The sequence below is a fragment of the Streptosporangium sp. NPDC003464 genome (assembly GCF_053588315.1).
Genome location: NZ_JBSFPS010000106.1, coordinates 1 through 14093 on the forward strand (window position 1 = coordinate 1; position 14093 = coordinate 14093).

Annotated in this window: 12 protein-coding genes; 6 read left to right on the top strand and 6 right to left on the bottom strand. The window is 72.0% G+C overall.

Translation table 11 applies throughout. The features are described 5' to 3' along the window. The coding region (locus ACWDS7_RS23345; protein WP_451930989.1) for a hypothetical protein at positions 1–244 on the bottom strand (244 nt) is incomplete at its 3' end. A 91-nt stretch (positions 245–335) separates the two neighbouring features. Continuing rightward, a complete protein-coding gene (locus ACWDS7_RS23350) occupies positions 336–1169 on the bottom strand; it encodes a carbohydrate-binding protein (protein WP_306865409.1) in 834 nt (277 codons plus the stop codon). A gap of 605 nt (positions 1170–1774) precedes the next feature. Here ACWDS7_RS23350 and ACWDS7_RS23355 point away from each other — a divergent pair. The 5 genes from ACWDS7_RS23355 to ACWDS7_RS23375 all read left to right on the top strand — a co-directional run bounded on the left by ACWDS7_RS23355 (position 1775) and on the right by ACWDS7_RS23375 (position 8288). After that, entirely contained in the window at positions 1775–2671 is an 897-nt protein-coding gene (locus ACWDS7_RS23355) for a MurR/RpiR family transcriptional regulator (protein WP_451930990.1), read from the top strand. A gap of 254 nt (positions 2672–2925) precedes the next feature. Beyond that, positions 2926–4413, top strand: coding sequence for an APC family permease (locus tag ACWDS7_RS23360; protein WP_451930991.1), 1488 nt, complete (start codon positions 2926–2928; stop codon positions 4411–4413). Between the two features lie 131 nt (positions 4414–4544). Continuing rightward, positions 4545–5828: a glutamine synthetase family protein gene (locus tag ACWDS7_RS23365; RefSeq protein ID WP_451930992.1), complete on the top strand. Its 1284-nt coding sequence runs from the start codon at positions 4545–4547 to the stop codon at positions 5826–5828. After that, the gene (locus ACWDS7_RS23370; RefSeq protein WP_451930993.1) at positions 5818–7116 is read left to right on the top strand and encodes an amidohydrolase family protein; all 1299 of its coding nucleotides are present in this window, start codon (positions 5818–5820) and stop codon (positions 7114–7116) included. Before ACWDS7_RS23365 ends, ACWDS7_RS23370 begins: the two co-directional genes overlap by 11 nt. Further along, the gene (locus tag ACWDS7_RS23375) at positions 7113–8288 is read left to right on the top strand and encodes a M20 metallopeptidase family protein (RefSeq protein WP_451930994.1); all 1176 of its coding nucleotides are present in this window, start codon (positions 7113–7115) and stop codon (positions 8286–8288) included. Before ACWDS7_RS23370 ends, ACWDS7_RS23375 begins: the two co-directional genes overlap by 4 nt. A gap of 60 nt (positions 8289–8348) precedes the next feature. On the opposite strand, the gene ACWDS7_RS23380 is transcribed toward ACWDS7_RS23375, so the two are convergent. Next, a complete protein-coding gene (locus ACWDS7_RS23380) occupies positions 8349–9014 on the bottom strand; it encodes an ATP-binding protein (protein ID WP_451930995.1) in 666 nt (221 codons plus the stop codon). 375 nt (positions 9015–9389) lie between these two features. Between ACWDS7_RS23380 and ACWDS7_RS23385 the strand changes: the two genes are divergently transcribed. Further along, complete coding sequence (locus tag ACWDS7_RS23385; protein ID WP_451930996.1) at positions 9390–10244, top strand: PHP domain-containing protein; 855 nt, start codon at positions 9390–9392, stop codon at positions 10242–10244. Positions 10245–10293: 49 nt separating this feature from the next. On the opposite strand, the gene ACWDS7_RS23390 is transcribed toward ACWDS7_RS23385, so the two are convergent. From ACWDS7_RS23390 to ACWDS7_RS23400, 3 genes are all read right to left on the bottom strand, one after another. After that, positions 10294–10713 carry a PPOX class F420-dependent oxidoreductase gene (locus ACWDS7_RS23390; RefSeq protein ID WP_451930997.1) on the bottom strand — a complete coding sequence of 140 codons (420 nt, stop codon included), beginning with the start codon at positions 10711–10713 and terminating at the stop codon, positions 10294–10296. 293 nt (positions 10714–11006) lie between these two features. Beyond that, on the bottom strand, positions 11007–11972 hold the full coding sequence (locus tag ACWDS7_RS23395; RefSeq protein WP_451930998.1) for a D-isomer specific 2-hydroxyacid dehydrogenase family protein: 966 nt from the start codon (positions 11970–11972) through the stop codon (positions 11007–11009). A 168-nt stretch (positions 11973–12140) separates the two neighbouring features. Further along, positions 12141–14054 carry a DNA/RNA helicase domain-containing protein gene (locus ACWDS7_RS23400; RefSeq protein ID WP_451930999.1) on the bottom strand — a complete coding sequence of 638 codons (1914 nt, stop codon included), beginning with the start codon at positions 14052–14054 and terminating at the stop codon, positions 12141–12143. Positions 14055–14093: the final 39 nt, after the last annotated feature.

The following is a 14093-nucleotide window of genomic DNA, read 5'->3' on the forward strand; positions in this document are numbered from 1 at the left end:
GCTCCCACGACCAGGGCGTCACCGCCGACCCGGCCGCCCGGGCCTCCCGCGCCTTCTTCCTCAGTCGGCGGACAGCGGCGGCCGGTCGGCGGCCGCCGGGCAGCTCACCTACCTGCCCGGCCCCCAGGCCGCCGGACCGGCGCGTCCCGCCCCTGGCCTCCACCGGGCGGGTGGGGAGCCCCCACCCGACACAGGCGGGTGCGGACTCCGGCCTCCGGCGGTAGGCGGAGGCCCCAGCCTTCACCGGGGGATGAAGGCGTCCGGGTCTCCACCCGCCGGCGGGGTCCGGGGCGGGAGATCAGGTCAGGACGGGCCGCTCCGTGCGGGCCGGTCCGTCAGACGCGCTGCCACAGGGCCGGGACGTTCGGCGGCTCCCAGCCGACATAGGCCGTGTGCGCCTGCAGGCACCGGTAGGTGACGTTGTTGTAGGTGACCTGGTCGCCGGCCTGGTAGCTCGTGCCCGCCTTCCAGGTGCCCCCGGGCGTCGAGGTGGGGGTCGGCGTCGGGGTGGGGGTCGGCGTGCCGACGATGTTGAGCACGAAGTCGAAGCTCGCCTCCTTCCCGGAACCGACGGTGCGCACGTTCATGAGCAGCGACGGGTTGAAGATCGTGTCGGTGTTGTTGCGCGGTTCGTTCGGGAAGTAGAGCTGGGTGGTGAGGACCGGCCGGTTGGGGGCCTGGACCTTGACGTGGATGTGCCGGGTGCGGCCCGGGTACAGGCCCGGCACGATCGTGGTCAGCTTGAACGCGCCCTGGGCGTCGCTGAACTGGTGCCCGCGGAAGGTGTATCCGACGTTGTCGTAGGCGCCGTTGTTGTCCGCCTGCCAGAAGTCCAGGAGCGCGTTGGCGATCGGCTGGCACGAACGGCCGAACACGTAGCCGCTGACGGTCAGCGGGACGCCGGCGCCGGTCAGCGTGCTGCGCAGGGGCGAGTTGGGCTTGAAGTAGGGGCCCTCGGTCTGCGCGATCGTCGGGGCGTCGCCGTCGTCGCAGAACGGCGTGGGCTCAAGCAGCTCGCCCGTCCCCAGCGCGTTGCGGGCCAGCGCGGGGGCCTGGCCGATCAGCAGCGGGACCGGGGCTATCAGGGCGGCCTTCAGCAGTGTCTTCCGGCTGATGCCCCTGGATTGCTGTCCTTCGGTGTTCTCGTCGTGGGTGTTCTCGGCGTCCACAATGGCCTCCTTGGCCTCCGGGGGGATGTGCCTGGATGCAACCTGTCGAGCGCGCGCGGCACGGGCGGAGCCGGTCGAACCGGCGCCGTGCGACACCGCCGCGGGGAACTGGCCGGAACCTGGCAGCCTGGACTTCAACAAAGCTGACATTCAGCCGAGAGAACGGAACACCCTACAAGTTTCTATAACTTCGCGGTATGGGCATTTTGCCGGAAACGCCGCAGATAGCGGCCCTGGAGTGGCCCTCTGGCGCTTCATACCGGATGTCCATGTAGCGGGTGTGATGGCCGGTGGCGGTGCCGGGCACGCCCGCCGCCCGGTGTTCCGTCCGCTGCCCGGTGTTCCGTCCGGCCGGCGTGCCGGGCGGCTGCTCGGCCGGCAGCGCGCGCCCGGTCGCGCCCGCTTGTGATCGGCGTGCCTGCCCGCCTCCGCCGACCGGCCAGAATGAGGGACTGGACGACGCGAAACGGCCGAGAGGTGTTCCGATGACCGGTGAGAGCGGGAGGACGGCGCGAGGGGCGGCGTCCGGGAGAGGGCCGGGCGGAGGCGGCACGTCGGGGAAGGGGGCGGACGGAGGCGGCACGCCGGGGAAAGGACCGGGCGGTGTGGCCGGCGCGGAGCCGGGCGGCGCGTCCGGGGACGGGTCGGAGATCTTCGTGTCCGTCGCCGAGCGGGTCCGGCGCAGCCTGGAGGGCGCCTCGGCGGGGGAGCGGCTGGTCGCCCGGACCCTGCTGGCGAGCTACCCCACGGCCGGGCTGGAGACCGCGGCGCGGCTGGCCGAGCGGGCGGGGGTGAGCGCGCCGACCGTGGTCCGCTTCGTCGCCCGGCTCGGTTTCGCCGGATACCGGGCGTTCCAGCAGGCTCTCCGGGACGAGATCGAGGCGCGGCGGGCCTCGCCGCTCACGCTCGCCCAGCAGCTCGGCGACGGGGTGGCCCCGGCCTCCCTGCGGGTGTCGGCCGGGGCGATCTTCCGGCAGCGGCTGGACGAGTCGTTCGCGGCGCTGTCGGACCCCGAGGTGGAGGCCGTGCTCGACCTGCTGGCCGACCCGGCCCGCCGGATCGCGCTGATCGGCGGGCGGTTCTCGCACATCCTCGCCGAGTATCTCGACCTGCACCTGCGGCTGCTGCGGCCCGGCACCCGCGTGCTCGACCCGCGGCCCGAGAGCCTGGCCGCGTTCTCCGTGGACGTCGGGCGGCGTGACGTCGTCGTGGTGTTCGACTACCGGCGCTACCAGCGCGACGTCGTCGAGTTCACCCGCCGCGTGCACGACCGGGGGGCCAAGGTGGTGCTCTTCACCGACCCGTGGCTGTCTCCCGCCGCGGAGGCCGCCGACCTCGTGATCCCGGTCCGGGTCGAGGCGCCGAGCCCGTTCGACAGCCTTGTCCCGGCGCTCGCGCTGGTGGAGACGGTGGTCGCTGGAGTGATGGCCCGGCTCGGGAAGGAGGGGGAGGAGCGGCTGCGGCAGTGCGAGGAGATCGTGGGTGACGTCACCGTCGAGTGAACGCCGCCTCCGGCAGGGTGACGTCACCGTCGAGTGAACGCCGCCACTGGCTGGCTGCCGCCACTGTCGAGTGAATGCCGCCTCCCGCAGGGGCCGCCTCCGGCCGTGCGCCGCCTCCGGCCGGGTGCCTCCGGCGACGGAGATGTAACAAATCTTTCATGAATTCTTGTTGATGGTCTTCATGAAAGCTATGTTTCATCGTCAAGTGCCGGCCGCGACCGCCGCCGGCGCTGCCGTCACCATCAGGAGGTGCCGTGACCGAAGAACTGCGTCCGCCTCGCAAGCTCCGCCTCTGGGAGGCGCTCGCCCTGTCCGTCGGGCTCATGGGCCCCACCCTCGCCATGGCCCTTAACGGCGCCGGCGTGGCGGCCACGGTCGGCAAGGCCGTACCTCTGGTCTTCGTGCTGGGCCTGGTCGGGGTCGCACTGGTCGCCTACGGGTTCGTACGGCTGACGCGGCACTTCAACCACGCCGGATCGGTCTACGCCCTGGCCGGGGTCACCCTCGGCCTGCGGGCCGGGTTCTTCGGCGGGTTCGCGCTGCTGGGGACCTACATCTTCTTCGCCGTGTGCACGCTGGCGGCGACCGCGGTGTTCGCCGAGGCGTTCGCCGCCGCCCTGGGCCTGTCCCTGCACATCCCGTGGTCCGTCGTGGCCGCGGTCGCGGCCGTCGGCGTCTGGGCCGTCAACTCCCGCGAGTCCCGCATCACCGCGCGGACCCTGCTGATCGTCGAGGGCGTCGGCATCGTCGGCATGCTGGTGCTCAGCGCCATCATCGTCATCCGCACCGGGGCCGGGCACGCGCCCGGCGGGCAGACGCTCGACCTGTCGGTGTTCGGGCTGGGCGGCACCACGATGAGCGCGGTGATGACCGCCACGGTGTTCGCGTTCCTGTCGTGGGCGGGCTTCGAGGCGTGCGCGTCGCTGGGCGAGGAGACCGCCGACCCGCGCCGCAACGTCCCGCGCGCTCTGGCCGGGAGCGTGCTGCTCACCGGCGGCCTGTACGTCTTCGTGATGTTCGCCCAGACCATCGGCTTCGGCACCGACGACAAGGGGGTAGCCGCCTTCTCCGGGTCCGAGTCCTCCCTGTCGGCGCTGGCGCAGACCTACATCGGCACGTGGTTCTCGCTGGTCATCGCCTTCACCGCGGTGGCGTCGGCGTTCGCGGCCTCGATCAGCTCGACCGCGGCGGCCAGTCGGCTCATGTTCGCCCTGGCCCGTGACGGCTTCGGTCCCGGCGCCCTGGCCCGCACCGACCGGCGCACCGGCTCCCCCACCGTCGCGCTGGTCGCCGCGCTGGTCCTCGCCGTGGCCGGTGACGTGATCCTCGACCTCACCGGGGTGCACGCCTTCGACGCCTACTACTGGTTCGCCACGCTCGGCGTGCTGTGCCTGCTGGTGGCCTACGCGGTCGCCGGGGCAGGTGTGATCGCGTTTATCCTCTCCGGGCGCGGGAAGATCCCCCGGCACGAGATCGTGATCCCGGTGCTCGCCATCGCCTACCTGTGCTTCGTCTTCTACAACCAGTCAGTGGGACAGGACAGCCCGCTCAGCTACTTCCCGTGGATCGCCGCCGCCTGGTGCCTGGCGGGCATGGCGGCCGTGCTCGCCGCGCCGAAGCTGGCCCGCCGGATCGGTGAGCGGCTGACCGCCGAGCTGACCCAGGCCGACGGTCCCGCCGACGGGTCCCAGAGCCCTGTTCCCGAGGCCCCCGAGGCCCCCGAGAAGGCGGCCCGGCCATGACGCCCTCCCCGTCCCCCTCCCGGGAGCGGTTCCGGCAGCAGATCGGCGGACAGGCCGATGAAAGGGCCGGCGGACCGGACCGGGAACAGGCCCGACAACCACAGCGACAGCACCAGGAGCGACGACCCGCCATGACCGCAGCACCCACCGTCTACGCCGCGACCTGCGACCTGGCCGCGCAGCTCCGCGGGCGCGCCGTACCCGCCTCCCGGGAGGAGGCGCTGCTGCGGAGCGGGACCGGCTGGGTCCCCGCAGACCTGGCCATCACCGGTTTCGGGTCGATCGCCGACAACGTGTTCGGCTCCGCGGGCGACCTGCGGCTCATGCCCGACCCCGCCACCCGCGTCGACATCCCCGCCGACGGCGACCTGCCCGGCACGCGGCTGTATCTCGCCGACCAGACACTGCCCGACGGCACGCCCTGGGAGTGCTGCCCCCGCGGATTCCTCGCCGCGGCCGTCGAGGAGTTCCGCGCCGAGCTCGGCGTCACCGTGATCGCCTCGTTCGAGCACGAGTTCACGCTGGCCGGCCTGCCGCCCTCGCCGCCGTTCTCCTTCGAGAGGTACCGCACCGCCGAGCCGTTCGGCTCCGACCTGGTGACGCTCCTGGAGCAGGCCGGCCTCGCCCCCGAGACCTGGCTGCCGGAGTACGGCGAGGCGCAGCACGAGATCACGCTCAGTCCGGCGGAGGCCCTCGTCGCCGCCGACCGGGCGGTGCTGCTGCGCGAGCTCGTCCGCGACCTCGCCCGGCGGCGCGGGCTCCGCGCCTGCTTCGCCCCGCTCCCCGACCCGGCGGGCAGCGGGAACGGCGTGCACATCCACCTGTCGTTCCGCGACGCCGACGGCGACCCCGTCCTCTACGACCCGTCCCGGCCGGGCGGGCTGTCGGAACTGGGGACGCGCCTGTCCGCCGGGATCATCCGCCACGCCCCCGCGCTGACGGCCGTGACGGCCGCGAGCCCGGTGTCGTTCCTGCGGCTGACCCCGCACCGGTGGAGCGCGGGCGGGGCCTTCCTCGCCGAGCGCAACCGGGAGGCCATGCTCCGCATCTGCCCGGGGACCGGGCCGGACGCCGGAGCCCAGCACAACCTCGAATACCGGGCCGCGGACGCCACCGCCAACCCCTGGCTCGCGCTCGGCGTCCTGCTCCGGGCCGGGCTGGAGGGGGTCAGGCGTGGATACCCCGAGCCCGTCGTCTGGCCGGAGACCGCCACCGAGGAGGAGCTCTCCGGAGTGCCGCCGCTCCCGCGGACGCAGGAGGAGGCGCTGAACGAGCTGGAGAAGGACGACGTCGTGAGCGGTTTCTTCGCCCCCGACCTGCTGACCACCTACCTCGCGGTCAAGCGGGCCGAGCTGGCCGCCCTGGCCGGGCAGGACGACACCGAGCGCTGCCGGAGGATCGCCGATGTCCACTGAGTCCCTCACCCCCGAGTCCTTCAACCCGCTGGCGCGCGCCGGGGCCGTGGGGCCGGCCGGGTCCCCGGAGCGGCCGGGTCCCCCGGAGCGGGCCGGCGCCGTGGGCCATGCCGGGCCCCTGGAGCGGGCCGGCGCCGTGGGGCGGGCCGGTTCCCTGGAGGAGGTCATCGAGGCGATCCCGCTGGTGGACCACCACGTGCACGGCGCCCTGGCCGGTGACGTGTCGCGGCGGGAGTTCGAGGAGCTGATCACCGAGTCCGACCGGCCGGTGCCCGCCTGGATGACCCAGTTCGACTCCCAGATCGGGTTCGCCGTCCTGCGGCACTGCGCGCCCGTGCTCGGCCTCGACCCGCACCCCGACCCCGAGACCTACCTCGCCCGCCGTACCGAACTCGGGACCGAGGAGGTCAACAGGCGCCTGCTCGCCGCCAGCGGGATCGGCCACTTCCTGGTGGAGACCGGCTACCGCGGGGACGAGATCCTCGACCCGGCGCGGATGGCCGCCGTCACCGGCAGGCCCGCCGACGAGGTCGTCCGGCTGGAGGCGGTCGCCGAACGGGTGGTCGCCGACGGGACCGACGCCGCCGGCTTCGCCGCCGCCTTCGAGGCGGCCCTCTGGGAGCGCAGCCGTACGGCGCGCGGGCTGAAGACGATCGTCGCCTACCGCCACGGGCTCGACTTCGACCCCAGCCCGCCCACCTCCGGCGAGGTGACGGCGGCGGCCGGCCGCTGGCTGCGGACGGCCGAGCGGACCGGGCGGATCCGCGTCGACGACCCGGTGCTGCTGCGCCACCTCATCTGGAAGGGCATCGAGCGCGGCCTGCCGCTGCAGTTCCACATCGGGTACGGCGATCCCGACGTCGACCTCCACCGCTCCGACCCGCTGCTGCTGCGCGGGCTCATCGAGCTGGCCGAGCCCTCGGGCGTCCCGCTGCTCCTGCTGCACTGCTACCCGTTCCACCGCAACGCCGGCTACCTCGCCCAGGTCTACCCGTACGTCTACTTCGACGTCGGCCTGGGAGTGAACTACACCGGGGCGCGCAGCGTGGCCGTCGTGGCCGAGAGCCTGGAGCTGGCCCCGTTCGCCAAGATCCTTTTCTCCTCGGACGCCTGGGGGCCCGCGGAACTGCACCACCTGGGCGCCCTGCTCTGGCGGCGCGCGATGACCCGCGTCCTGTCGGACTTCGTCGCCGACGGCGAGTGGAGCCCGGAGCAGGCGGTACGGGTCGCCACGATGATCGGCTCCCAGAACGCCCGGCGCGTCTACGGCCTGGGGGAGGACGCGTGAGCGGCATTCACGAGCGGCTCCGTGCCGCGCTCCACGCCGAGCTGCCCGACGCCTGCGAGCTGCGGCGGGAGCTGCACGCCGAGCCGTACGTGTCCGGCCTGGAGGAGCCGACGCTCAAACGCGTGCTGGACGCGCTGCCCGCAGGCACCGGGCTGGAGCGGGTGGCCGAGACCGGCGCGCTGGTCCGCATCGGCGGCGACGGCCCGGCCGTCGGGGTCCGCGGCGAGCTGGACGCCCTCCCGATCGTGGAGGAGACGGGCGTCCCCTGGGCCGCGCGCAACGGCGCCATGCACGCCTGCGGCCACGACGTCCACCTCGCCGCGCTGGCCGCGCTGGCCAGGGCGGTCGACCGCGTGGGAGCGCCCGCGCCGATGGTCGCGGTGCTGCAGCCGCGTGAGGAGACCTATCCCTCCGGAGCCCTCGACATCGTCGAGTCCGGCGCGCTCGACCGGCACCGGATCGGCGCGATGGTTGCCGCGCACGTCCAGCCGGTGCTCGCCGCCGGCGAGACGGCCTGCACGCCCGGCGCGGTCAACGCCTCCGCCGACGAGTTCACGCTGATCGTGCGGGGCCAGGGCGGGCACGCGGCCTACCCGCAGCTCTCCCGCGACCCGGTCCTGGCGCTCGCCCAGATCATCGTGGCCGCGCAGCAGCTCGTCAGCCGCGACTCCGATCCGATGACGCCGACCGTGGTCACCTTCGGGACGGTCGCGGCGGGCACCGCCCCCAACGCCACCCCGGCGGACGCCGTCGCCCGGGGCACCCTCCGCACGATGTCGGAGGTCTGGCGTGAGCAGCTCCACGACCGGTTCCGCGTGATCGCCGACGGGGTCGCCCGTGCCCACGGCTGCGAGGCGGAGGTGCTCATCGCACGCGGGGAGCCGGTGCTCGTCAACGACGCCCGCCTCGCCGAGGAGACCGCCCGCCTCCTCGCCCTCGTCCCGGGCGGCGCTCACCACGCGCCCGCCGTCCTGCGCTCCTGCGGAGCCGACGACTTCGCCTACTTCGCCGCGGCCGTGCCGTCGCTGATGATGTTCGTCGGCACCGACACCTCGTCGGGCCTGCACAGTCCGGGATTCCTGCCGGGGGACGAGACCGTGACGGCGGTCGCCGAGAGCCTGCTCGCGGCTTACCTCGCCGCCGCACGCGTGATCGGCGCCGACGGCCGCTGAGATCCCGGACGGCTGGGCGGGGCAGATCAGCCGAGATCCCGAACGGCCGCGCGGGACAGATCAACGGTCTGCGGAGTCCATGACCGGCGCGCCGTGATCGGAGAGAGCCATGACCGGTGCGCCGTTGTCGGAGGGATCCGGGACCGGTGTGCCGTTGTCGGGGAGGCCCGGGACGGGTGTGCCGTGATCGGGGAGATCAGGGACTGGTGTGCCGTGATCGGGGAGATCTGGGACCGGTGTGCCGTTGTCGGGGAGGCCCGGGATCGGCGCGCCGGGACCGGCGGGGGAGCTTCCATGAGCCGCCGGCCCGGGGCGCTCCGACGGCTGCTTGGCCATCCGGAACCAGACCACGCGTCCGGCCGGGGCGTCGTGCCACCCCCACGCCGAGGCCAGCTGCTGCACCAGCCACAGCCCCCGCATCCCGCCGCTGTCGCAGTCCACATCCGTGTGGACATGGGGCGTGTGGCTGGCCGATCCCTGGTCGGTCACGTCGACCTGGATCGTCTCGGCGCGGTTGGTGACGATCACCGTCACCTGTCCGTTGGGGTGGCGTCCGGAGTCGGAGTGCCGCACCGAGTTGGTCACCAGTTCGGTGACGAGGAGGAGCGCGTCGTCCAGCCGGTCGTGGTCGATGGCTCCGAGCAGATCGCGGACGTACAGCCGGGCCTGCGGGACGGACGCGACGTCCCCGGGGAGCGCTACGTGCCCCAGCAGTTCCGATGTCATCGCGTCACCGTCCCCGCGATCTGTCTGGCCATGCCCGCAGGCCGTACAAATCTTTGCAAAATCCTCATGACTACCGATAAATAGCCCTAAACAGGACGTTCGCCGTCGATATGGGCCGGGTACGCGGATCGTTCATGCCCCATGGGCCGGGTAGGGGGCATGCCCGGCCGGGCCGGAACGTGCCGGCGTGCGTGCCGGCCTCGGCCCCCTCACCGTCGGGGCACCGCGGACGTCCCGCTCACATGCCCTGTCCGCCACGTGCCCCGCTCACATGCCCTGTCCACCACATGTCCTGCCCACCACGTGCCCCGTCCGCATGCCCCGTCCGGCTGGGCCTCGGCCCCGGGCCGGCCCGATTGCTGAGAGGCTGGCGGCATGCGGATCGACCTGCACACCCACTCCACCGCCAGCGACGGCACGGATTCCCCCGAGGACCTGATGAGGGAGGCCGCCGCGGCCGGGCTGGGCGTGGTGGCGCTCACAGATCACGACACGACCGCCGGATGGGAGGCCGCCGCGGCCGCGCTGCCCGCGGGGCTGACGCTGGTGCGCGGCGCCGAGCTGTCGGGCCGGTGGTACGGCGGCGGGCCGACGGTGGGGCTGCACCTGCTGGCCTACCTGTTCGATCCCGGACACGGGCCGCTGGCCGCGGAGCTGGCCCGGGTGCGCCGGTCCCGCGAGCGGCGGACGGAGAAGACCGTGGCGCTGCTGAACGCCGACGGCATCGACGTCACGGTCCCCGAGGTGAACGCGTACGCGGCCGGCGGCACGGTGGGACGCCCGCACCTCGCCCAGGCGCTCGTCCGGCGCGGCCTCGTCGCGACCGTGGACGAGGCTTTCGGCCCGCAGTGGCTGGGCCACCGCTACCGCCTGGCCAAGGACGACATCGACGTCTTCACCGCGCTCCGCCTGGTGAACGAGGCGGGCGGCGTCTCGGTGCTGGCGCACCCGCGCGCGGGCGTCCGGGGCCACGTCGTGCCCGACGCGCTGGTCGCCGAACTCGCGGCGGCGGGCCTGTGGGGCATCGAGGCCGACCACCCGGACCACCCGGCGGCCGAGCGCGCGCACGCGCGCTCGCTCGCCCGCGACCTGGATCTGCGGATCACCGGTTCCAGCGACTACCACGGCACCAACAAGACCACCCCGCTCGGCGCCTTCACCACCGACCCGTCCGTCTACCAGGAGATGGCCGCCACCGCGACGGGCGCCGTACCCATCGTCGGAGCGTGAGGCGGACCGCCGGTCACCTCGACCACCGATGTCCCGGCGGGGACGGGCCTCAGCCGGGCTGGCTGTTGTCCTTGAGCGTGCCCCAGCCGTGCCAGCGGTCGATCTCGATCCAGGCGCTGACTCGGTCGCGGTCCCGCCGCGGATACTCCTTCCCCAGGTACTGCTGGGCCAGCCGGTCGATGTCGGCCAGATCCGTGTCGTCACGTATTTCGGCGACGTGCCCGATGATGCTGAGGTGTGTGTACCAGTTGTCCTCGTCGAGCACGGTGAGGGTGACCCGGGGATCGTTGCGTATGTGGTCCAACCGCTTGCGGCCCTTGTCCATGTTGACCAGAATCCGGCCGTCGTCCCAGAGATACCAGGTGGCCGTGGAGACCGGCTGGCCGTCGGACCGGAGCGTCGCGATGACGGCGGGATTCGGCCTCTTCAGCATGGCTACGGCTTCCTCGGGAAGCGGCGGGTTCGACATGGTCTCTCCACTCCGTATCGGCGTCCCCTGCGGTGGAGGAGGCGCATGCGGTTCATGAGATATATGTCCACGGTGTCACACCCCGGATGGCGCCTGCCCCCGTGCCCCTCCGCACGCCGTCCGCCCCACGCCCACGGCCGAACGCCGGCCCGCCCGACAGCGCGGCCGTCCGGCGAGGCAGCCGTTCAGCAGGACGACCGTCCGGCAGGGAGATCGTCTGGTGCGGTGGTCGTCCGGCAGGACAGTCGTCGGGCAGGGCGGTCGTCCGGCAGGACAGCCGTCCGGTGAGACGGTCAGTAACCCGTGGCGGGGTCGATCACTCCTTCCAGCGGGAGCCCCTTCCGCAGGCGGCGCACGTTCCGTTCGACCCGCTCGCAGAGCATCCGCATGACGTACTCGGCGGAGTCCGCGCAGTGCGAGGTGATCAGGGCCCTGGGGTCGCTCCACAGGGGGTGCCCCTCGGGGAGCGGCTCGGGGTCCGTCACGTCCAGGCCGGCGGCCGAGATCGTCCCGTCCCGGAGGGCTCCGGCCAGTGCGTCCGTGTCGATGTGCGCGCCGCGTGCGACGTTGACCACGACGGCGTCCGCCGACAGCAGCGCCAGCTCGGCGGCGCCGATGACATGCCGCGTCTCCGGGGTCAGGGCGAGGGCCAGCACCAGGACGTCGGTCTCGGGGAGTACGGCGTGCAGCGCCGTGGGCGGCAGCGTCTCCTCGGCGCCCTCGACCTTCTCGGGCCGGCGGCGGAGCACCCGGATCCGGCAGTCGAACGGCTGCAGGAGACGGACCAGCTCGGTGGCTATGCCGCCGCCGCCGAGGATCGTCACCCGCCGGCCGTGCAGGGACCGGGGGTCGACCGCAGACCAGTGCGGCGTCCGCGCCTGCCGTACGACACTGCGCAGGCAGGCCAGCGTCAACATGAGCGCGTGCTCGCTGACCTGCCCGGCGAACGACCCCTTGGCACAGGTGAAGACCACCGGCCGGTCGAAGATCCCGGACACCGCGAACTTCTCCACCCCCGCCCAGGGGAACTGCACCCACCTGATCCCGGGATGCCCGTCCAGGGCCGCCCGCAGTTCCTCCGGCTCCCCGGGGACGAGCCAGACCAGCCCCTCGGCCTCCGCCGGCGGCACGTTGACGCCCCCACCGGCCGACACGGCCTTCTCGATGTTGGAGCGCAACAGATCGAGGTCAGGAGAGTTGGCACGGCCATAGGCCGCCCCCATCTCCGCGGACGGGGCGATCGCGATGCGGGCTTCCATGGGCCCACATTCTGCCGCGCCCCGTTGACCTGCCTTTGACCAGGGTGCGCCGCTGCCGGCCGGATCGGGGTCAGCCACAACCCTTGCCCCACCAGCGTCGGTGTCGACGTCCGGCCGGAGCCGGAGCGCCCCTACCGCGGGCCGGAGGGCGCGCCGGAGAGACGGCGGTCAGGCTGGTCCTGATCGTCCGCTGGTCTCGGTTCTGCTTTCAACGAGACCTTCAAGGAACTTCTGGGTCTCCGGGTCCACCGAGTAGACGGCGGTCCCGACCATTCCTCGCGTGAGAAGCACTTTGTAGGTGTTGCGGATCAGCCGATCGGCCTGCTCATCCGTTACTCCTCGCTTCGTGAGCGCCGGATCCTTGCTGGCCTTCCGGACGGTGACGAGTTCGCCGTCACGGAAGAGCAGGTCCGGGCCGATGATCACGCCGTTCCAGTCGTATTCGAAGCCTTGCGCGGTGTAGACGCAGCCAACCTGCCCGAAACCGCCCTCCACGGTGGCCCACAGCGCGCTCGCCGGAGCGTCGCCGACGGCTCGGTCGCCCTTGACGTTCCAAGGGCGTGACCAGTCGTCGATCTGGACGTCATGTACGAGCGTGTCGTCGTCAAGCGGATCGCTCCACTTCCAGCAGAAGCCGGCTGTCATGCGCGCGGAGTAGCCTCCATCCAGTCTCCAACGTAGGAGAGCCTCGAGTTCCTGCGGTGACTCGGCCAGTGAGACCGCGAAGTGGTCGTCTCCGAGCCATGACTCGGGACGGTCGCCTTTCAGACCGAGGAGTCGCAGCACCCACTCCTCGTACGCGCGGCTGCCCCCACATCGGAACTGCTCGTCGAGTGATATCTCGCGGACCCGCAACCCCTGAGCCGTCGCATGACTCCTGATCTCCGCGACGGTGCCCATCTCGCCCGGCCGTACAACCTGATGCTCATCCAGGAGGAAGACGGGAATCCTTGCCGCCTCGATCAGCTCGTCCACCTGAAAGCGGCCGCTGCGGAGTCGCGCCGGGGTGTACCGGTTCTCCGAGGTCTCACGGATCCGATGCGCTTCGTCGCAGATGAGAGCTTCAAGACCATTGCGCTCTACCTGCATGAAGTTGTTGAAGTATTTGAAGAGGTTCTTGGTCTTGGAGGAGCCCTTCCCGGCGACGCGGCGCATCGTCTCGGTGAATGACCGCGACCCGGTGGCGTGCAGCACTGAGCGGCCCTGTCTCGACAACTCACCGAGGAGGGACAGTGCGATGACACTCTTGCCGCTTCCGGGGCCGCCGGTGACGATGACCACTTCCTTCGTGTCCGCTCTGCGGGCTCTGTCCACGGCGTTCAGGACGATCTCATACGCGAGCCGCTGCTCCGCCAGAAGGACGAACTGCTCCCGGTCCTTGATCTCCTGGGCGGCCAGTTTGAGTAGCTGCTTGGAAGGACGTACGGAACTGCTGAGCAGTCGGTCGGCCGCGTCAGCACCGGACTCGGGAGCGAACTGATCGCGAAGGTAGGTGAGAAAGGCGCCGCGCCGGGTCTTGGTGAACAGACGGCTCCGCTCGCCCTGATCCCGTGCGTAGAGGTCCTGGACATCGAGGTCAGCCGCGTTGTGGAGGTAGGCCACGCCTCTGACCGCGTCGCTCTGACCCTCCAGAGCTCCGACGAAGTCGGCGATGTATTCGCAGTAGCCCTCGACCTGAAGGGCGGGGTGCAGCTTGGGGCCGCCCGGGGCGCCTTCGACGAGCACGAGCTTCGGATCTTTCTCGAACAGCTCGGCCTGGCTCCACTGCTTCAGTTCCACGACGACGTAGGCATCTGCGGCCGTACGACGGTCCACCCCCGCGAGCACGACGTCGGCGCGCTTGCTGGTCAGTGGGAGCTGGTATTCGACCAGCATCTCGACATGGCCCAACCCGGCGTCGACCAGGTCCCGGGCGAGGACGGGAAGGCTGCGGTCCCAGGACCTGCGCTCGGCCTGGGAGGGATTGGTGCGCACTGTTCTTCTGAGGTGTTCGGCGATGGCCTCGCTGAGCCGTCTTTCGGGGATCGAATCGTCGGTCGCCAGCTTGGCCAGACTTTCGGCGGAGTGCCGAAATGCCGTCACGGACCTACCCCCAGGCAGCACGAGAGACTCGTGCGGTAT

What these genes read in the sequence shown, in the direction of transcription:
- ACWDS7_RS23365 (WP_451930992.1), top strand. Translation starts at nt 4,545, where the DNA reads ATGACCGCAGCACCCACCGTCTACGCCGCGACCTGCGACCTGGCCGCG.
- ACWDS7_RS23370 (WP_451930993.1), top strand. Translation starts at nt 5,818, where the DNA reads ATGTCCACTGAGTCCCTCACCCCCGAGTCCTTCAACCCGCTGGCGCGC.
- ACWDS7_RS23380 (WP_451930995.1), bottom strand. Translation starts at nt 9,014, where the DNA reads ATGACATCGGAACTGCTGGGGCACGTAGCGCTCCCCGGGGACGTCGCG.
- ACWDS7_RS23385 (WP_451930996.1), top strand. Translation starts at nt 9,390, where the DNA reads ATGCGGATCGACCTGCACACCCACTCCACCGCCAGCGACGGCACGGAT.
- ACWDS7_RS23390 (WP_451930997.1), bottom strand. Translation starts at nt 10,713, where the DNA reads ATGTCGAACCCGCCGCTTCCCGAGGAAGCCGTAGCCATGCTGAAGAGG.
- ACWDS7_RS23395 (WP_451930998.1), bottom strand. Translation starts at nt 11,972, where the DNA reads ATGGAAGCCCGCATCGCGATCGCCCCGTCCGCGGAGATGGGGGCGGCC.